17 protein-coding genes are annotated in these 20288 nt (G+C 28.8%); 9 read left to right on the top strand and 8 right to left on the bottom strand.

Translation table 11 applies throughout. The features are described 5' to 3' along the window. Positions 1–36 precede the first annotated feature (36 nt). Positions 37–2169, bottom strand: coding sequence for a carboxy terminal-processing peptidase (locus Q0762_RS09610; protein ID WP_298766379.1), 2133 nt, complete (start codon positions 2167–2169; stop codon positions 37–39). A gap of 221 nt (positions 2170–2390) precedes the next feature. Between Q0762_RS09610 and surE the strand changes: the two genes are divergently transcribed. From surE to Q0762_RS09585, 5 genes are read left to right on the top strand one after another with little or no spacing between them, the layout of a single operon-like run. Further along, positions 2391–3161, top strand: a complete 771-nt coding sequence (surE, locus tag Q0762_RS09605) for a 5'/3'-nucleotidase SurE (RefSeq protein WP_298766377.1) — start codon at positions 2391–2393, stop codon at positions 3159–3161. Next, positions 3149–3436, top strand: coding sequence for a hypothetical protein (locus Q0762_RS09600; RefSeq protein WP_298766375.1), 288 nt, complete (start codon positions 3149–3151; stop codon positions 3434–3436). The genes surE and Q0762_RS09600 overlap by 13 nt, the downstream gene beginning before the upstream one ends. A gap of 3 nt (positions 3437–3439) precedes the next feature. Beyond that, positions 3440–4549: a lipid-A-disaccharide synthase gene (gene lpxB / locus Q0762_RS09595; protein ID WP_298766374.1), complete on the top strand. Its 1110-nt coding sequence runs from the start codon at positions 3440–3442 to the stop codon at positions 4547–4549. A gap of 8 nt (positions 4550–4557) precedes the next feature. Further along, positions 4558–5037 carry a C40 family peptidase gene (locus Q0762_RS09590; RefSeq protein WP_298766373.1) on the top strand — a complete coding sequence of 160 codons (480 nt, stop codon included), beginning with the start codon at positions 4558–4560 and terminating at the stop codon, positions 5035–5037. A 27-nt stretch (positions 5038–5064) separates the two neighbouring features. Then, the gene (locus Q0762_RS09585; protein WP_298766371.1) at positions 5065–7080 is read left to right on the top strand and encodes a ComEC/Rec2 family competence protein; all 2016 of its coding nucleotides are present in this window, start codon (positions 5065–5067) and stop codon (positions 7078–7080) included. On the opposite strand, the gene Q0762_RS09580 is transcribed toward Q0762_RS09585, so the two are convergent. The 4 genes from Q0762_RS09580 to Q0762_RS09565 all read right to left on the bottom strand — a co-directional run bounded on the left by Q0762_RS09580 (position 7077) and on the right by Q0762_RS09565 (position 12417). Continuing rightward, positions 7077–7601, bottom strand: a complete 525-nt coding sequence (locus tag Q0762_RS09580) for a DUF255 domain-containing protein (protein ID WP_298766369.1) — start codon at positions 7599–7601, stop codon at positions 7077–7079. The genes Q0762_RS09585 and Q0762_RS09580 overlap by 4 nt on opposite strands. Before the next feature lie 94 nt (positions 7602–7695). Beyond that, positions 7696–9240 (bottom strand): oligopeptide:H+ symporter, encoded by a 1545-nt coding sequence (locus Q0762_RS09575; protein WP_298766367.1) that lies wholly within the window; start codon positions 9238–9240, stop codon positions 7696–7698. Positions 9241–9242: 2 nt separating this feature from the next. After that, positions 9243–11462, bottom strand: coding sequence for a S9 family peptidase (locus Q0762_RS09570; protein ID WP_298766365.1), 2220 nt, complete (start codon positions 11460–11462; stop codon positions 9243–9245). A 169-nt stretch (positions 11463–11631) separates the two neighbouring features. After that, positions 11632–12417, bottom strand: a complete 786-nt coding sequence (locus Q0762_RS09565) for a prohibitin family protein (RefSeq protein ID WP_298766363.1) — start codon at positions 12415–12417, stop codon at positions 11632–11634. Between the two features lie 230 nt (positions 12418–12647). Between Q0762_RS09565 and Q0762_RS09560 the strand changes: the two genes are divergently transcribed. The 4 genes from Q0762_RS09560 (at position 12648) to Q0762_RS09540 (ending at position 17198) form a co-directional block, all read left to right on the top strand. Next, on the top strand, positions 12648–14399 hold the full coding sequence (locus Q0762_RS09560; protein WP_366941001.1) for a hydroxymethylglutaryl-CoA reductase, degradative: 1752 nt from the start codon (positions 12648–12650) through the stop codon (positions 14397–14399). Beyond that, on the top strand, positions 14399–15328 hold the full coding sequence (locus tag Q0762_RS09550; RefSeq protein ID WP_298766361.1) for a GYDIA family GHMP kinase: 930 nt from the start codon (positions 14399–14401) through the stop codon (positions 15326–15328). The genes Q0762_RS09560 and Q0762_RS09550 overlap by 1 nt, the downstream gene beginning before the upstream one ends. Further along, positions 15325–16563 (top strand): NAD(P)/FAD-dependent oxidoreductase, encoded by a 1239-nt coding sequence (locus Q0762_RS09545; RefSeq protein WP_298766359.1) that lies wholly within the window; start codon positions 15325–15327, stop codon positions 16561–16563. The genes Q0762_RS09550 and Q0762_RS09545 overlap by 4 nt, the downstream gene beginning before the upstream one ends. 80 nt (positions 16564–16643) lie before the next feature. Further along, positions 16644–17198, top strand: coding sequence for a thioredoxin family protein (locus Q0762_RS09540; protein WP_298766425.1), 555 nt, complete (start codon positions 16644–16646; stop codon positions 17196–17198). Between the two features lie 151 nt (positions 17199–17349). On the opposite strand, the gene Q0762_RS09535 is transcribed toward Q0762_RS09540, so the two are convergent. Genes Q0762_RS09535 through Q0762_RS09525 form a run of 3 tightly spaced genes read right to left on the bottom strand, consistent with a single transcriptional unit; the run spans position 17350 to position 20251 of the window. After that, positions 17350–19101, bottom strand: coding sequence for a DUF2326 domain-containing protein (locus tag Q0762_RS09535; protein ID WP_298766357.1), 1752 nt, complete (start codon positions 19099–19101; stop codon positions 17350–17352). Beyond that, positions 19091–19342, bottom strand: a complete 252-nt coding sequence (locus Q0762_RS09530) for an ABC-three component system middle component 8 (RefSeq protein ID WP_298766355.1) — start codon at positions 19340–19342, stop codon at positions 19091–19093. Before Q0762_RS09530 ends, Q0762_RS09535 begins: the two co-directional genes overlap by 11 nt. 3 nt (positions 19343–19345) lie before the next feature. Continuing rightward, positions 19346–20251 (bottom strand): ABC-three component system protein, encoded by a 906-nt coding sequence (locus Q0762_RS09525; protein ID WP_298766353.1) that lies wholly within the window; start codon positions 20249–20251, stop codon positions 19346–19348. Positions 20252–20288 lie beyond the last annotated feature (37 nt).

Genomic DNA, 20288 nt, shown 5'->3' with positions numbered 1-20288 from the left:
TTTAAATTATCAGACTTGTTATTAGTTTTGAACAGTTTAGTTTTTTACAATTTTTGCTCCATTTTTAAGCTTTAAATCACTTAACACGTTTAACGCTTCATCCACATAAATATCTTTAGATAGATTTTTGTGCCACGCGTCTCTTTTACCTTTTAAAACGGTATCTTTTTTAAATAGCGGTAACTCATGTTTAGGAGAGCTAAATGTTAAATTAGATTTGTATTCAAAAACAGATTTGTATTTTTTGGCATATGCTTCTTGCTCCTTATTTTCTCTAAAAAAGTCTTTAGAATTTAACGAAAAAGAATTGTCGTCTTGATTTTTTCTTAGCCATTGAGCATATTCATTAATTAATTTAAAGTTTTTATTGGTTGCAATTCTATTTTTACTTTCGTAAACCACATCATTAAAATTGTCATAAGAATTTGTTCTAACGTATTTTGCTTGTGGTACTTTGTCCCAAGCTAAAGCACCTTCTAAATCGCGTTCGCCAAATTGCATATAACTATACCTATCTGGCATGGCAATATCAGAATATACACCTTCAATTTGTGTAGAGCCACCATTAACTCTATAAAATTTTTGAATGGTCATTTTTATAGCACCTAAATCTTCATCATAATTTGGGTAAAAATTATTAATAGGTATTACACTTTGTACAGTTCCTTTTCCGTAGGTTTGGTTACCGCCAACAACAATTGCTCTTCCATAATCTTGCATTGCTGCTGCAAAAATTTCTGATGCAGAGGCAGACAATTCATTCACCAAAACTACAACTGGGCCATCCCATTGCATTTTTGGGTCAACATCACTTTTTACTACGGGTTCTTGACCTCTGTATTTTACTTGCACTACAGGCCCTTTTTCTATAAATAAACCTGCAATTTCTATGGCAGTTTTTAAAGATCCACCACCATTATTTCTTAAGTCAATTAATAAACCTGAAACATTTTCGTTTTTTAAGCGTTCAATTTCTTTTTCCATATCTTTTGCAGAGTCTCTTCCATTTCTATCAGAAAAATCAATATAAAACCTTGGTAAATCTATTAAGCCATAGTTTTTGCCGTTTTTTCTTACCACAGTAGATTTTACGAAAGTTTCTTCTAACTCTACAACGTCTCTAATAATAGAAATTATTTTAGTAGAACCATCTAACTTTTTCTTTACAGTTAGCCTTACTTCTGTACCTTTAGGACCTTTTATAAATTTAATAGCGTCATCTAAACGCATTCCTACAATATCTTTTGCTTTTTCATCTCCTTGTGCCACTTCTAAAATAACATCACCAGGCTCTAAACTACCTTCTTTCCATGCAGGTCCACCAGAGACCAATTCAAAAATTTCTGTGTAAATTCCTTTTCGAGACAATCTTGCACCAATACCTTCTAATTTACCAGACATATCTTGATCAAAACGCTCTTTAATTCTTGGCGCCATATAAGTTGTATGAGGGTCAAAAGCACCAACAACACTATTTAAAAATGCAGAAAACCAATCTTCATGTTCCAATTCTTCAATTCTTAAGTATAAATCGTTCATGTTTTTTAAAACTTCTGCTCTGGCTTCTTTTTCTAAAGTTTTAAAAGATTTCATTTTGTATGATTTATCTTTTTTTACTTTTAATTTTTCCTTATCCAATTGATCTTGAATTCTACTTAAAGTACTTAATTTTAACTGCTTTCTCCAATAGTCTATTAGTTCTTTCTCATTTTTAGCAAATGGTACTTTTTCATAATTAATGTCAATAGTTTCTTTTTTATTAAAATTAAAAGGTGCTTTTAAAATTTCGCTATAATGCGCTTTGGCATTTTTAATTTTGTTTAAAAAACGGTCATAAACCAAATTGTAAAAGTCTACATTGTCTGCTAACAATTGGTTGTCTATTTGAAATTTGTAAGCAGAAAATTCTTTAATATCTTTCTGGGTGAAATAACGTTTACTAGGATCTAAAGCATCAATAAAATTAGTATAAACCATTTCAGAGAAATCATCATTCATATCTTTTACTACAAAATGGCCTCTTGTTAAAATGTTTTTTAGAACATAAACTAAAATTTTATCTTTTTCTGGATCTGCGTTTTTTGAAATTGAATTTGCATGCATATTTACGTTTGTAAATAGCAATGTTAAAGCTGCAAAAACAATACTGATTTTTTGTTTGATTTTCATAAATAATTTTAGAAATTTATTTTTTGTAGTACTTCTTTTATCTTCTAGTTTACTAAAATAGTGCCAAAAAATTTAAATAAAGAATATTTTTAAATTTTCTGTACAATAATACAGAAAATAACAACAATGTATTCTTTACATATTGTTAAAAAGAAAGTGAATAAAATCAGTTACATTTGTAGTAATAGATTGTTAATTTTGTATTTAAAAAGCCAATACATATGCCAGATAAACCTTTAATTTTAGTTACAAATGATGATGGAATTACTGCACCAGGAATTAGAGCATTAATAAAAATAATGAACAAAATAGGAGATGTGGTTGTTGTAGCTCCAGATAGTCCGCAAAGTGGTATGGGGCATGCAATTACTGTAGATAATGTTTTAACATGCAATCCTATAACTATAGATGAAGGTCCGCAGTTAGAATATACTTGCTCTGGTACACCTGCAGATTGCGTAAAAATGGCGATAAGCGAAATTTTAAATAGAAAACCAGATTTGTGCGTTTCTGGTATAAATCATGGTGCAAATTCTTCTATAAACGTAATTTATTCTGGTACAATGAGTGCTGCAATAGAAGCAGGTATTGAAGGAATTCCTGCAATTGGTTTTTCGTTATTAGATTTTAAATGGCATGCAGATTTTAGACCAAGTGAAACATTTGTAAAAAATATTACCTTAAACGCATTGTTAAATGGTATACCAGAAGGTGTGGTTTTAAATGTAAATATTCCTGATTTAAAGGCGGAAGAAATTAAAGGTGTAAAAATTTGCAGACAAGCAAATGGCTATTGGAAGGAAGATTTTGATAAAAGGAAAAGTCCGTTTGGAAAAGAATATTATTGGCTTTCTGGAGAATTTATTAGTAAAGATAAAGGGCAAGATACAGATGTTTATGCTTTAGAAAACGGGTATGTATCTGTTGTGCCTGTTCAATTTGATATGACTGCACATCATATGATTCAAAAACTAAACTCTTGGGAACTGTAAAAAAAAAGATACTTGTTGGTTTTTTAACTGCAATTTTTGCAACTTCTGGTGGCATATTTTTATACCTAGAATATTTCTCTCAATATAATTTTTCAGATACTTTACAAATGATAAAAGAAGGAAATTTGTATGGTAAAGTATTGGCTATGGCAGCAATACCTAATTTGTTTGTTTTTTTTGTTTTTATTAAAAAGAAGCAAGATTATAAAGCAAAAGGAGTTTTATTGGCTACAATTTTAATAGCACTAACCACATTTATATTAAAATTTTTTTAAATAATGAAGTACTACATTGTGGCAGGTGAAGCCTCTGGAGATTTGCACGGTTCTAATTTAATGAAAGAACTTTTTTTGCAAGATGCAACTGCAGAAATACGTTTTTGGGGTGGAGATTTAATGCAGGCTGTTGGAGGTACTTTAGTCAGTCATTACAAAGAAAGAGCCTTTATGGGTTTTTTTGAAGTAATTAAAAACTTATTTAAAGTATTAAGTTTTATAAAATTTTGTAAAAAAGATATTGCTAATTTTAATCCAGATGTTATTATTTTTATAGACAATTCTGGTTTTAATTTACGTGTTGCAAAATGGGCTAGACATGAAGGTTATCGTACTAATTATTATATTTCGCCACAAGTTTGGGCAAGCAGAGCAAGTAGAGTACAAGATATTAAAAGAGATGTAGATCAGCTTTTTGTGATACTTCCTTTTGAACAAGATTTTTACAAAAAATACAATTATAACGTAACTTTTGTAGGGCATCCTTTAATAGATGCTATTGCCGACAGGAAACAGGTTTCTGAATCTAAATTTAGGAAAGAACACCGTTTAGGAGCTCAAAAAATTATAGCAATTTTACCAGGAAGTAGAAAACAAGAAATTAAAAAAATGCTAGCTGTTATGTTATCTTTGGTTGATGATTTTTCTGAATATAAATTTGTAATTGCAGGCGCTCCAAGTCAAGATTTTTCTTTTTATAAAGCTATTATTGGGAGTAGAGAAGTGGCTTTTATCAACAATAAAACCTACGATTTATTAAGTGTTTCTTATGCGGCTTTGGTTGCTTCTGGCACTGCAACTTTAGAAACAGCCTTGTTTAAAGTGCCACAAGTAGTTTGTTATAAAGGTGGTTACATTTCTTACCAAATTGCCAAAAGAATTATTACGTTACAGTTTATTTCTTTGGTAAACTTAATTATGAATAAGGAAGTTGTAAAAGAATTAATTCAAGATGATTTTAATAAAAATAATTTAAAAACGGAGCTGACTAAAATTTTGGATACAACACAAAGAGAAAAATTATTTTTAAATTATTTTGATTTAGAGCAAAAATTAGGAGGTAAAGGAGCATCTAAAAAAGTTGCGCAACAAATTGTAAGTAAACTTAAGTAGCCCTAAATATGAAGCAGTTTTTTGTATCATTTATTTTACTAATTACACTATTTTGCTCTTGTTCTTCTGTTAGAAATGTAAAAACTGCAAAAAATACAAATTTCACAAAAGCAGATAAAGTAGTGCATAATGCATTGCAATTTAAAGGCGTAAAATATAAATACGGAGGAGTTACACGCAGTGGTATGGACTGCTCAGGTATTGTATTTGTAGCATACAAAAAAGAAAATATAGCCTTGCCTAGAATTTCTAAAGAAATGGCAAAAATAGGTAAAAACATAGCGCTTAAAAATGCCCAAAAAGGGGATTTAATTTTCTTTAAAACGGCTAAAAAACGTTCAGGAATTAACCATGTTGGTTTAGTGGTTTCTGTTCAAAACGGAATTGTAGAGTTTATACATTCCACTACTTCAAAAGGTGTTATTGTGTCTTCTTTAACCAATCCTTATTGGAAAAAAGCTTTTGTAAAAGTAAATCGAATACTTTAACAAAAAAAACAGTATATTTAACTTGCTATGAACAAGTTAATTAAATACGTGCCTTTGCACTTTTTGGTATGCCTAATTTTTGGTATTGTAATTCAGTATTATTTTAAAATTTGGCAATTTAATTTTACTGTACTTTTCTTAGTTTTAGGTTTTCTTGTTTTTTTACTTTTTTTAGTAAGTAAAAAAATATTTGCAACGCTTTTAAGTTATATTACTTTCTTTTTTATTGGTTTAACCACGGTTTTTTGTTCCAATTCTAAGAATTACACTACTAATTATAACAATTTTTCTAAAGAAAACAAAACTACTATTTTAACCATTACTAAAGGTTTAAAACCAGGGTTTTATTATGAAAAATATTTAGCCAATGTATCTCAAATAGAAACTCATAAAACGCTTGGAAGTATACTGCTTAATGTACAAAAAGATAGTACTGTTAAAAGATTACATGTAGATGACGTGATTTTAACCAAGCAAAATTTCAAAAAATTAATTCCACCTTTAAACCCAAACCAATTTAATTACAAAAGCTATTTGGCAAAACAAGGTATTTATAATCAGTTGTTTTTAAATCAAGAGCAGTTTATAAATTTACCAAAGCAACATACAACTTTGGTAGGTTTATCTGCAAAAGTTAGAAATAAAATACAACAAGCCTTAGTAAAATATAATTTTAAAGATGATGAGTTTGCTGTAATTAGTGCCTTGTTGTTAGGGCAAAGACAAGACATTTCTAAAGGTTTGTTAACAGATTATGCAAATGCAGGTGCCATACATATTTTAGCGGTTTCTGGTTTACATGTTGGTATTGTTCTATTGATTTTATCTTTTGTTTTAAAACCTATAGAAAAATTAAAATATGGCAAATTTATCAAAGCATTTTCTATTATTCTTTTACTATGGATGTTCGCCTTTATTGCAGGTTTGTCTGCGTCTGTAGTAAGAGCAGTTACTATGTTTACGTTTGTTGCTTTTGGCCAGGTATTTCATCAAAAAAACAATGTTTATTTTTCACTAATAACCTCTATGTTATTTTTATTAATATGTAAACCCATGTTTTTGTTTGATGTTGGTTTTCAGTTAAGTTATTTGGCGGTTTTTGGTATTGTTTGGGTACAACCTAAATTATATGCATTGTATGCACCAAGATTTTATTTAGATAAAAAAGTGTGGCAACTTTTTACGGTTTCTATTGGTGCGCAAGTAGGTATTTTACCATTAAGTATTTATTATTTTCAACAATTTCCAGGGCTATTTGTACTATCTAATTTAATAATAATTCCTTTTTTAGGTTTCATTTTAATAAGCGGAATTCTAATTATTATAGGAGCATTACTAAATTGTTTGCCACAATTTTTAGCAAGTTTTTACGGAGATATAATTGCTACAATGAATGCTTTTGTAAGTTGGATTTCCCAACAGGAAGATTTTCTGTTGAAAGAAATATCAATATCATTTTTAATGATGTTAGGATGCTATTTTTTAATGTTTTCTTTAGTTTTAGTATTGATGAAAAGAAAAACGAGTATACTTATATATTTCTTATCGGCAATTTTAGTGGTGCAAAGTATTTATTTTATAGAAACAAAAATTAGATTGAAAGAAGATGCTTTTATTGTTTTTCATAAAAGTAGATCTGCAATTTTAGGATTAAGAACAGGAGAACGTTTATTGCTTCAGCAAAATGTAAATGACCAAGATTTGTCAAAAATAAAAGCCATTAAACCGTATACAATAAAAAATAACTTAGTTCTTAAAAATAAAGATTTTAAAAATCTCTTGCATTTTAAAAAGAATACAATTTTATTGTTAGATAGTTTAGGTGTATATCAAATAGAAAATTTGCCAAAGCCTATTGTAGTATTGCAGTATTCTCCTAAAATTAATTTAAAAAGGTTAATTACAAAAGTAAAACCAACTCAAATTATTGCAGATGGTTCTAATTATAAAAACAATATAAATTTTTGGAAACAAACGTGTTTAGAGAGCAACATTCCATTTCATTATACAGGACAAAAAGGTGCTTTTATATTAACAGATTAATCTTGTAGTTTACTCTCAAAATCTTTTTCAAAGGCTTTCCATTTTTTAGATTCGTAATTTTTATCAGAGAAAAATACAATGATTTTTTCAAATGTTTTTTTATCTAAATATCCTGGAATAGCCTGTATTAATTCTTCATTTTCATCTAAAAAAATAGTGGTTGGGTAAGACAGTTTTCCATTCATTAAAGAAGCCGATAATTGATGGTAGCCTCTTCTTCCGTTTTTTTGATATTTAAACGTATGTCCTTTATAGGTAATATCTTCTTTAGCTTCTCCATCAAATTTAACAGCATAAAATTTCTCATTGATGGTTTTTATTATGGTAGTATTGCTATAGGTATTTATATCCATTTTTTTACAATAACCACACCAATCTGTGTAGACGTCAATTAAAATAGGTTTAGGGTTTTCTTTATTTAATTCAATAGCTTTTTCAAAAGAAACCCAATTTATTTTTTCTTGAGCTTGTATGTATATTGTTGAAGAAACCATCAACAAAATTAAAAGTATTTTTTTCATAATTATAAAGTCGTAAATTGTTTATAGAATTTACAAAAAAAGAAGAGAGCTAATTTAAACGCTCTCTTCTTGTGTGAATTTATTTTTTTTCTTACTAATGAACTTTACCCATTAGTTTTTTCATTAATGGAGAAAACAAAATTACAATTAATCCTGCTCCTAAGGCATACTTTGCAATCAACATAAATCCATCTGTATAAATTCCTAAAGTGTCTAAACCACCAACATTTGCATTTGTACTTTCTATAGATAATTGTTTTCCTATAAAACCTACTATTTGAAAAGCATAAGCAGAAGATAAGAACCAAATCCCCATCATAAAAGCAACAATTTTTTTAGGTGATAAATCTGTAATTTTAGATAAACCAACTGGAGACATAAATAATTCTCCAATAGATAAAACCAAATACATTACTAATAAATAAGCAAAAGGAACCATACCATTTGCATCTGCATTTCCTTTACTTAGTGCTAAAATATAAAAACTTGCACCTGCTAAAATTAAGCCTAAACCAAATTTATAAGGTGTTCTAGGATTTAAATTTTTCTTAGATAAATAACCCCATAATAACGAAATTGGAATTGCCAATATAATTATAAACATAGAGTTTAGAGAGTTTGTTTGAGCAGCAGTCATAATTCCGTCTAGAGCAACATTTCTTGATGCAAATAAGGTAATCACACTTCCAGAAAGCTCATGAAAACCCCAGAATAAAGTCATAAAAAAGGTTATTAAAATAGCCATTATTAACTTTTTTCTTTCTTCTAAAGTAACACCAATTAAAATTTTAATCATGTAAACTGCAATTACTAGTCCAATAATCAAAAAGATAATTCCAACTAAATTTTTTTCTCCAATAATTGGAGTTTCGTTGGTAGTAATTGATTGATAAGAAGATAAAATAAATGCAATTAAAGGAACACAAAGTGTTGCTACCATAGGAATAAAAGTCTTTTGTGGAATTCCAATGATTGTTTTGTTATAGACTTCTTTGTTTGGAGGCATTCCTTTATCACCAAAAATATTTTTCTTAATACCACTCCAAAAGAAAATTAAACCAGCCATCATTCCAATTCCTGCTAAACCAAACCCATAATGATAACCGTATTTTACAGCTAACCATCCACATAAAAGAGGTGCAATCCAACCTCCAATATTAATTCCCATATAGAAAATTGTAAAACCAGAATCTTTTCTAACATCACCATCTTTATACAATGCTCCAACAAATGTTGAAATATTTGGTTTAAAAAAACCATTTCCAACAATAATAAAAGCTAAGGCTAAAAAGAAAGCAATGTCATTCTCTACGGCTAAAACAAAATGTCCAATTGCCATTAAAATTCCTCCTAGGAAAATTGAAGAACGCATTCCTAAAATTTTATCAGAAATTTGACCTCCAATTACGGTAGATGCATATACTAAAGAACCATAAGAAGCGTAAACTGCTGCTGTGGCAAAATCTCTATTGGATAAGGATTTAAATATTTCTTCTACCATATAAAGCGTTAATAACGCTCTCATTCCGTAGAAACTAAAACGTTCCCATAATTCCGCAAAAAATAAGTAAAATAAACCTTTTGGATGACCAAACATTTGTGGGTCTTCTATAGTTGTTGAAACTCCTTTGTCTAACATAATTATCCTTTTATTTCGTTTGATTTGTTCGATTTATTAATTAAATGCGTTTCTACAAAATTTGTCATTTTTGTATATAAATTTAAACGCGTATTTTTTCCTTTGTAAATTGCATGAGTTCTATCTGGCACAATAAACATATCAAATTGTTTGTTGGCTTCAACTAAAGAATTTATCATTCTGTATGTGTTTTGTACATGTACATTATCATCTCCAGTACCATGCACTAACAAATAATTTCCCTTTAATTTATCTGCATAATTTACAGGAGAATTGTCATCATAACCAGCAGGATTTTCTTGCGGAGTTCTTAAAAAACGTTCTGTGTAAACCGTATCGTAAAATCGCCATGAAGTAACGGGTGCAACAGCAATTGCAGTTGTAAAAATATCGCTTCCTTTTAAAAGTGAATTTGTGCTCATATGTCCTCCAAAGGACCAACCCCAAATACCTATATTATCTTCATCTATATAAGATAAATTGGCTAATTTTTTTGCGGATGCAATTTGGTCTTCAGTTTCATGTTTCACTAAATTTAAATACGTAGATTTTTTAAAATCTGCACCTTTAAAACCAGTTCCACGTCCATCTACACAGGCAATAATCATTCCTTTTTGAGCTAACATATTGTGCCAATAATCGTTACTTGCGTTCCATTTATTACCTACTTGTTGAGATCCTGGGCCAGAGTATTGAAACATTAATAATGGGTATTTTTTGTTTTCATCAAAATCTGCGGGTTTTATCATCCACATATTTAACTCGTTTCCATTAATTTCTATAGTAGAAAATTCTTTAGGAGACATTTTGTAGTTGGCCAGTTCTTCTTTTAATTGAAGATTATCTTTAATTACTTTTAACATATCTCCTTCCGCAGAATATAAAGCGTAAATTGGTGGTATTTCTGATGATGAAAAGGTGTTGATAAAGTAGTTTAAGTTATGACTAAAAGAGGCCGAATTTGTGCCATCGTTATTACTTAATAATTTTTTGTTTTTACCATCTAAACCAATAGAATAAACACCTCTATTGATAGAGCCGTTTTCTACAGATTGGTAATAAATAGTTTTTTTAGTTTCGTTAAAGCCATAATAATTGGTTACTTCCCAGTTTCCTTTTGTAATTTGATTGATGAGTTTTCCGTTAAAATCATAATGATAAATATGATTAAATCCATCTTTTTCACTAGTCCAAATAAAAGAATTGTCTTCTAAAAAGGTAAGGTTGTCTGTAACGTCTACATAAGCTTTATCTGTGTCTTCTAGTAAAAGGCTCACGCTGTTATTTTTTGTATTTATTTTGTGTAGTTTTAAATGATTTTGATGACGATTTAATGTGGTTGCAATTAATATATTAGCGTCATTAGACCATTTTATTCTTGGTAAATATTCGTAATCTCCTAAGTTAATTTTAGTGGTTTTTTTATTAGAAAGTGTAAAGGTGTGCAATGTTACAGATGCATTTTTTTCCCCTGCTTTTGGGTATTTAAAAACTTGCCTGCTTGGGTAGTTTTCTTTTCCAACCATGTCCATAGAAAAAGTAGGTACTTCAGATTCATTAAAACGTAAAAAAGCAATTTTTTTACTGTCTTTACTCCATTCAAAAGCTTTTACAAAAGCAAACTCTTCTTCATAAACCCAATCTGTAATTCCGTTTTTAATAGCATTAAATTTACCATCATTTGTAACTTTAGTTTGCTTGTTTCCGTTTTCAAAATCTATAATGTAAAGATTATTACTTTTTGCAAAAGCAACTTTTTTACTATCAGGAGAAAATGTAGGTTCTTGAATATCTTTACCAATTAAAATAATTTTTTGTGTTTCTAGATTGTAATAATAAAAGGTACCTGTAAAAGAATGTCTGTATATTTTATTAAAATTAGTACCTAAAATTACAGAAGTTTCGTCTTTATTAAAGCTGTAAGAAAAAAAACTATCAATTGCATCTAAAGATTTACTGTTTACTAAAGTAGCAACTTTTTCTAAAGTTTTATAACTGTATTTGTCTACAGTGGTATTTCCATCACTATCTGTATTTAATAACGAATAAAAATCACCATTCATAGCGTTTAAAGCGTTCATTTTCTCAGGAGAAAATGTACCATCCCAAATTTCTTCTAAAGTAATTGCTTTGCTGCCGGTTGTGTTGTTAGTGGAGTTTACATTGTTTTTTTTACAACTAGTCATAGAAATTATTCCTATTAAAAATATTATTTTTTTCATGAAATATTTGGTTTAATAAATCTTTTTCAAGTTTACGGAAAATTGCCAAAAAAACACTTGAAATTGACTTGAAAACTATAAAATGATTAAAATTTTAACAGTTTTTACAAAAAAAGCTCTTGATATAGAAATTGTATCAAGAGCTTTCACAGTAATTAAAATTTACTTTTTATTTTTTTTCTTCCTCGCCTATAATTAAAGGTGTTTTACCATCTGTTATAATTGTTTTTGAATTATTAGATTTTGCCAATTCTCTAAAAGCTTCAATTGCTTTAAGCCTTATAATTCCGCTTGTTAAACCTTCTGCGATAATTAGTTGCGCGTCTCTTTCACCTTTCGCGTTTATAATTTTTCTTTCTGCCTCTAATTTTTCTTGGTCTAATACAAACTTCATACGCATAGCATCTTGTTCTGCCTGTAGTTTTCTTTCTATAGAACTCGCTAAACCTCTAGGCAAACGAATTCTTTTCATTAAAACGGCAATTAAATCAATTCCGTCTGCTTGTTTTTCAAGATTTACTTTCATTTTCTTTAGTATTTCTGCTTCAATAGAAGCTCTCATACCAGAGTGCATATCTTTAGCAAAAAATTGAGCACAAACATCAGATGCTGCAGAGCGAAATACACTTGTAATCACAGATTCATAGTCTTGACCTAAATTTTCTAATACAGAAGCTACTTTGTTGGCTTGCAATCTATATAAAATAGAAATTTCACTGTCTACACTTAAACCTTCTTTACTGGGTAAACTTAAAATAAGTTTAATGTTACTTGTTTTTGTAGATTCCTTAATTACTCTACTTAATAGAGGATTATAAACTACAGTACCTTGGGTTTTAACTTCTTTAGAGAATTTACCTAAAGTTTGTTTAATGCCAACTTCTCCTGGTCTTACTACTGCACAACTAGAGAACAAAAAAGTCCCTACAATTGCTAATGCGCTTAAATTTCTCATATGTTTATATTTAATTTTTGTCCATTTCAAAGATAATTTAGAAATAGCTTAAAAAAAATGGGTTTTAATTGAATTATTCTATGATAAAATTTGTTTTAATTATCTGATATTTAAAACATTAACTTTATTTTACGAATTATTTAATAGATATTTAATAGATTTTTATTTTTTATAATTATGCTATTTATTCAAGGCATTAAATATGGGCTGTAATACAGATTAAATTATCTTTGTATTCAAAGCAAATAAGAATATCCATGTCTAAAATTATTTCCGGTTTTTCAAAATTTACTAAAGAAGAAAAAATTAAGTGGTTGGCAAAAAACTACTTTCAAAATAATACAAATGCTACAGCCATACTAAAACAGTATTTTAATGCTGATGAAAAATTGCAGCAATTACATGATGATTTTATAGAAAATACCATTTCTAATTTTTACTTACCACTGGGCGTTGCGCCAAATTTTGTGATTAATAACAAAACCTATGCAGTGCCAATGGTTATTGAAGAAAGCTCTGTGGTGGCAGCAGCAGCTTTAGTCGCAAAGTTTTGGAGTACAAGAGGTGGATTTAAAACTACTGTTTTAGGAACTACTAAAATTGGGCAAGTTCATTTTCTATTTGCTGGTAAAAAGGCAGATTTAGAGTCGTATTTTAATAAAAATAAAACAGAATTATTTGCAGCTACGGCTTCTATTACCAAAAATATGGAAAAACGTGGTGGTGGAATTTTAGATATACAATTGGTTGATAAAACCCATAAATTAGAAAATTATTACCAATTGCACGTTACTTTTGAAACTAAGGATTCTATGGGTGCAAATTTCATAAATTCTTGTTTAGAAGCCATTGCAAATCAATTTAGAAATGATACCATAGAAATTGTAATGAGTATTCTTTCTAATTACGTGCCAGAATGCGTAGTAAGGGCAGAGGTTTCTTGTAAAGTTGAAGAATTGGGCGGAGAAAATCCGCAGAAATTTGCTCAGAAATTTGAGCAAGCTGTAAAAATAGCAGCCATAGAACCTTACAGAGCAGTTACTCATAATAAAGGGATTATGAACGGAATTGACGCTGTTGTTTTGGCTACAGGAAACGATTTTAGAGCCATTGAAGCTGGCGCACATGCATACGCATCAAGAAATGGAGAATACACAAGTTTATCTTATTGCACTATAAAAAATGATGTTTTTAGATTTTGGATAGATATTCCCTTAGCTCTAGGAACTGTAGGTGGTTTAACTGCTTTGCATCCTTTGGCAAAATTATCTCTAGAGCTTTTACAAAAGCCTTCTGCTAAAGAGTTAATGCAAATTATTGCAGCCGCTGGTTTAGCTCAAAATTTTGCGGCTTTAAGAGCTTTAACAACAAAAGGAATTCAGCATGGGCATATGAAAATGCATTTGCAAAATATTTTAAATCAATTAGGTGCTAATAATGTTGAAAAAAATAAAATTGAAACTTATTTTGAAGACAAAACGGTATCACACGCTGCAGTAGTTTCTAAGTTTGAAGAAATTAGGAAAGCTATAAATTGGGTAAACTTTACAAATAAAACCGAAGTAAGAAATTTACTTTCTACTTTAAAAATGGATACAAAACCTCTTTTTGGGAAGATGAATAGTCAACAAATGGTAGAACATTTGAGTTTTTTAATGAGAATTTCTAATGGTAGTGTAAAAGCAGATTATTTTGTTGAAGAAGAAAAATCTAATAGAAGAAAAGCTTTTTTAGATACAGAAAACGAATTGCAAATTGGTTTTAAAGCGTCTTTGTTATCTGAAGAACCAACACCAGTTAAATTTGATTCTTTGCAGGAATCTATAGACGATTTATTCATTCAAATTGATGAATTTCAAAAACATTTTACGTCTTCAAAAACAGAAAATCATCCTTTTTTTGGAGAGTTGAATGCTGATTATTGGGAGAAATTTCATGTAAAACATTTTACTCATCATTTTAAACAATTTAATTTAATCTAATGCATTTTTATTCTAACGGAAAATTATTGTTAACAGGAGAATACCTAGTTTTAGATGGTGCAAAATCTTTAGCATTACCCACAAAATTTGGGCAAGATTTAGTTGTTGAAAAAATAAAGGAATCAGAAATTATTTGGGGTAGCTTTACAAGCAAAGGAGATTGTTGGTTTGAAGCCGTTTTCGATCTAAAAAAACTACGTTTAATAAATTGTAGTTTTAATTCTAATAAAGAAGGTAGCGCAGAATTTATAGCAGAAACCTTGTTAGATATTTTAAAGGAAGCCAAAAGAATGAATCCAGACTTTTTAGACACAGAAAACGGTTTTGTTGTAAAAACAAATTTAACATTCCCAAGAAATTGGGGTTTAGGTAGCTCATCAACCCTAATAAATTCTATTGCAAGTTGGGCAAAAGTAGATGCTTTTCAATTATTATGGAATTCTTTTAAAGGAAGTGGTTACGATATTGCTTGCGCACAGAATGATTCGCCAATTTTTTATCAAATAGAAAATAAAAAGCCAGTTGTAAAACAAGTAGCATTTAACCCAAGTTTTAAAGAAAATTTATTTTTTGTACACTTAAATCAAAAACAAGATTCTAAAGATGGTATTGCAAAATTTAGAGAAAGTGGAGACGATTTTAGTAAAGAAATTAAAAGAATTTCGGAGATTTCTAATGATTTTTCAAAAACAAAAACAGTTGCAGAATTAAATAAATTAATTGTTGAGCACGAACAGATTATTAGCAATATCATCAAACTAAAACCTGTAAAAGAAAAATTATTTTCTGACTATAATTTAGGAGAAATTAAAAGTTTGGGAGCTTGGGGAGGAGATTTTGTTTTAGTAACAGGAAACGAAAAAACACCAAGTTATTTTAAAAATAAAGGATTTGAAACAATACTTACTTATGCAGAAATGATTTTATGAAAAAAATAATTATTATTGGTGGTGGAGCAGCAGGTTATTTTACGGCAATTAATGCAAAAGAACAGCAACCAGATTTAGACATTACAATTTTAGAAAAAGGAAAAGATGTTTTACAGAAAGTAAAAATTTCTGGTGGTGGTAGATGTAATGTTACGCATGCTTGTTTTGAACCAAAAGAATTGGTGAAATTTTATCCAAGAGGAGAAAAAGAATTATTGGGTCCTTTCCATAAATTTATGACAGGCGATACTTTTGAATGGTTTGATGATAGAGGCGTGCCTTTAAAAATAGAAGCAGATAATCGTGTTTTTCCAGAAGCAAATACAAGTCAGGCAATAATAGATTGTTTTCAAAAAGCAGTTGATATATTAGGTGTAAAAGTCTTAACAAATCATGGCGTAAATGCTATAATTCAACAAGAAAAGAAGTGGATTGTTCAAACAAAAAATAAAAATTTTGAAGCAGATAAAGTGGTAATTGCAGCAGGAAGTTCTAAAAAAGTGTGGGAATTGTGTACAACATTAAATCATACTGTTATAGCACCTGTACCTTCTTTATTTACGTTTAACATCAATGATAAAAGAATTGTAGATTTATTAGGCATTGCTGTTCCAAATGCTACTGTAAATATTGTTGGCACAAAGTTAGAAGCCTCTGGTCCTTTGTTAATAACACATTGGGGCATGAGTGGACCTGCAGTTTTAAAATTATCCGCCTTTGGCGCAAGAATTTTAGCAGATAAAAAGTATCAATACAATGTAGAGGTAAACTGGTTGTCTAGACCGACAGACAAGGTTTTAAACGTTTTATTGAATTTAAAAAAGAAAGAACCTAGAAAAACAGTAATTTTAAAATCTCCTTTTGCAGAAATTTCTAAAAGACTTTGGGAACGTTTTGTATTGTTTTCTGATATTTCTAAAACGCAGAATTGGGCAGATTTAAATAATAATCAACTAGAAAAATTAGCAAAACAATTAACTAAAGGTGTTTACAATGCAAATGGTAGAACTACTTTTAAAGACGAATTTGTAACCGCTGGTGGCGTAGATTTAAAAGAAATAAATTTCAAGAATTTTGAAAGTAAATTGCATAAAAACCTCTTTTTTGTAGGTGAAGTTTTAAATATTGATGCTGTAACTGGCGGATTTAACTTTCAGAATGCATGGACAGGTGGTTATCTTTGTGCGCAAGCTTTAGCAGAAGAATTAAAGTCATTGCGAAAGAGGTACGATTGAAGCAATCTGTAGATTTAATTATCAGATTTCTCCACAAAGTCGAAATGACAACCAAACAACCAACAACTAAAAACCAAGATATGGCAAGAACAGAATCTAACGAATTTAGAATTGGCACAAAAGCGCCAGAATTTACTTTAATCAATACAGTTGATGATAAAAACTATTCTTTAAACGATTTAAAAGGAACAAAAGGAACTGTAATTATGTTTATTTGCAACCATTGTCCGTTTGTAATTCACGTTAATAAAGCGTTGGTAAAAATGGCAAATGAATACCAACAAAAAGGAATTAATTTTATTGCAATAAGTGCAAATGATGTTGAAAATTATCCGCAAGATGCACCACATTTAATGAAACAACTGGCAAAAGAAGAAAACTTTCCTTTTCCTTATTTATATGACGAAACACAAGAAGTAGCAAAAAGTTACGATGCAGCTTGTACACCAGATTTCTATATTTTTGATGCAGAATTAAAAACAGTATATCATGGCCAATTAGACAATTCTAGACCAGGAAATGGAAAACCTGTTACAGGAGAAGATATGCGTTTAGCTTTAGAAAATTTACTGCAAAATAAACCAGTTATAGAACACCAAAAACCTAGCGTGGGTTGTGGAATTAAGTGGAAGTGATTTTGAGATTTGTTTGTGTTCTCGACTATTACTAGTTGAGTTAGTTAGAAGTTAACTTTGTAAAGACGCACCAAGTTGGAAATTTCAAAGGAATTTTCAAAGTAGGCGAGAACGGGCAATTACTTATAGTCATTGTTGTGATGCCGTTTTTTTAGAAACTGTTTAAAAATAACTTTCCAGAATTGTCTTTATCGTTTAGTCTTAGACAAATATCTTTATCTTCAATTAAATCAGGCTTATCTTTCGGGAAATCAGAGTCAATTAAAGTTACTATATATTGTAAGTCATATTCTTCACAAAACTCTTTTATTAGATTTATATATCTAATTTTAATTCTGTCATCCAAACCTTCTAAAACTCCATCGTGATAAACAAATTTGTAGAATGAATTATCCGAATAATTAACTAATAGTGATAAGTCAAATGCAACGCAAAGTAATTTTTTATATGTTGTTCCTTGTGATTCAGAAGTTTTTAATAAATCAGTTTTGTTTTGGTAGTCAGCATTAAACTCGACATTCCCTTGATTATTTAACTTTAATGAAATTAGAGCATTTGTATCTAATATTTCTTTTATTATTGAGTTAAAAACTTTATTAATGTTTGAGTGTTTTCTTTCAGTTAAAGATTTCTTTAATTCTGTAATTTTATCATTTATTATTTCTCGCTTGTCTTTTATATCGTTTTCTAAAATTAAAGTGCTGTCTATGGCTTTTAATTTATCTTTAATACGCTCAATTTCGACCTCAATACCAATTGTTTTTTTCTGATACTCTTTAAATTTAAAATAACTGTCCTTTTCTGTTAATAAAGACAATAAGTCACTTTTTTGAGATTCAATTTCTTTAATACTTTTGTTTAAATTTGTATAATCAGCTTTTAACAGACTTAAAGTTTCAGAAAGATACTCTTTGCGTTCTGTTGTTAAGGATTTTTGAAAATTAATTAAATCGTCATATTCCTTTTTTAATTGCTCAGGGTAATACAAGTTTACATCTTCAAATAGACTATTAATTTCTTTATCGTCAACATAATCATTTATTTCATACAGTGAAGATTCTATTTTATTTATTTCATATGAAATTCTATACCTATCTGTATTGAATGCCTGAAGTTTTATGTCTATTTCCTCAACAAGTTGTTTGTTTGTATGAATATCTTCTTTAAAAAAATTGAATTTATCTATTTGGTTTTTAATCTCTGAAAGTTCAATTTTCTTTATCTCTAAAAGCCCGTCTAATCTGTCTTTCTCAGAAGGATCTATTTGTGCTTCTAGCCTTAAAGTTTGTATTCTTTTCTTTAAGTCGTCTATTTCTTCTTCAATCTCTAATTTTTCTAAAATTAGAGATCCGTTAAATCCAAGTAAATCAAAAACAAATGGTTTCCAATCTTTATGTTTGCCTTTAAATTTATTCAATTTAAAAACATCTAAAAAATCTTGTTGACTTCTTAAAAAATAGGTTATGGATTTTCTATAATCCCAATTGGGTAATACATTAAAATCTAGGTATTCATTAAATTTTGCTCTTGCTTTTTTGAATGTTAATTCTTTATCCCAATCAATATCCAATTTAAAACCATTTAGCTTAGAGTCATTTAATTTGAAAAATACTTTAGTAGCTGTATTTATTGCACGTTTAATAACCAAAAATTTTCCATTATTTAGTTTGAATTCTCCATAAAACTCTTGACCAATAAAAAGATTATTACCTAATAATTTATCTGTATTCTTATTATAACTTGATATGAGTAAAAAATCAATAACTCTAATTAGTGTTGATTTACCTAAGCCGTGTGTATCTTTCTTTTCATTCGATTGTTTTGACGCAACAATAGCATTGAATTTTTCATTAAATTCAATATTCTTGAAATTTTTATTAGAATATATTCTACTAATCCTCATTATTGTCGTTGATTAAAGTAACTGCGTCAATGTTTTTCAAGTATTCTATTTTGCCAATAGAAAATAAAAAGGTTAAAGAATAATCGATATTGTTTTTTGCATTTACACCAATTTCACTTACTAACATTTCTTTTAAATCTTCATACTTTATTAAGGTTTCCTTTTTTAGAAAGCCCAAAACTTTGCCTGCAATATAAATTACAGAGTATTTAATGTTTGTATGTTTTGATGGTGTTAGCATAATTTATTCATTAATTCCAATGTCACAGTTATAATACATATAATGCAAGAATAGACGAACTAAACTTCTATTAGATTTTAATTCTGGATTATTTTCTACGATAAATTTGTATAAATAATTAAAGATTAAATCGAACTTGTCAAATTCATCTCTATGTACAACAATTTCCTCATTTATATCATCAATTGTATTTTCATATTTTCCTAAATACTCTGTATTAATTGGATTTGTTAAAAATTCTCTGATTTGCTCTATATATAAAAGGTTTCTTTTAATTACATTATTAAAATAATCTTTACTTAAATTATTTAGCTCATTTTTCTTTTCAATATCTCTTTTAGGTATTTTAGGTAAATTACCTTTTTTCTTATCTACTTTACTAAAGGAATTTATTATTTCTTTTAAATCATTTTCATCAAAACTTAAAGGAAGTAAAAGTTTATTTAAGGTTCTAGCAATTTTTGGATATTGATTTATCCAAAAATCTATAGTTTCTAATCCAATCAGTCTATTTTCAATTCCAACTTCATTTTCAAAAACATCTTCAATTTTTGCATCTTTTCCTCCGCTTAATTTTCTATTTGTAAAAAGTAAGTAATAATCTATTTTATCAGCTTCTTTTAAAATATTTATGGCTGGTATTATCTCATTCTTTATTATTGTTTGAAAAGAACTGTCAGAACAACTAGCATTTATTTTTACTGTATGTTTCGCTTGAATAACAACTTTACCTTCCCAAGGCTTTGATTCGCTTGGATACCTATTTGCTTTCCCATAAAATTTAGCATCTTTTCCGAAATCCGTACCTTTAGAAAATACCACGGTACCTATTCCTAAAATCTCGCTACATATTAATGCTACTAGATTTTCAAATTCAGTATCATCTAAGTTTTCTAATGGGTATTTCATAGTGATTGTAAAGGTATTAAATTATACCTTTGGATTT

The organism is uncultured Polaribacter sp., from assembly GCF_947495205.1.
Lineage (GTDB): Bacteria > Bacteroidota > Bacteroidia > Flavobacteriales > Flavobacteriaceae > Polaribacter.
The sequence above is the reverse complement of the archived record's forward strand: the minus strand, read 5'-3'. Positions and strand labels throughout refer to the sequence as shown.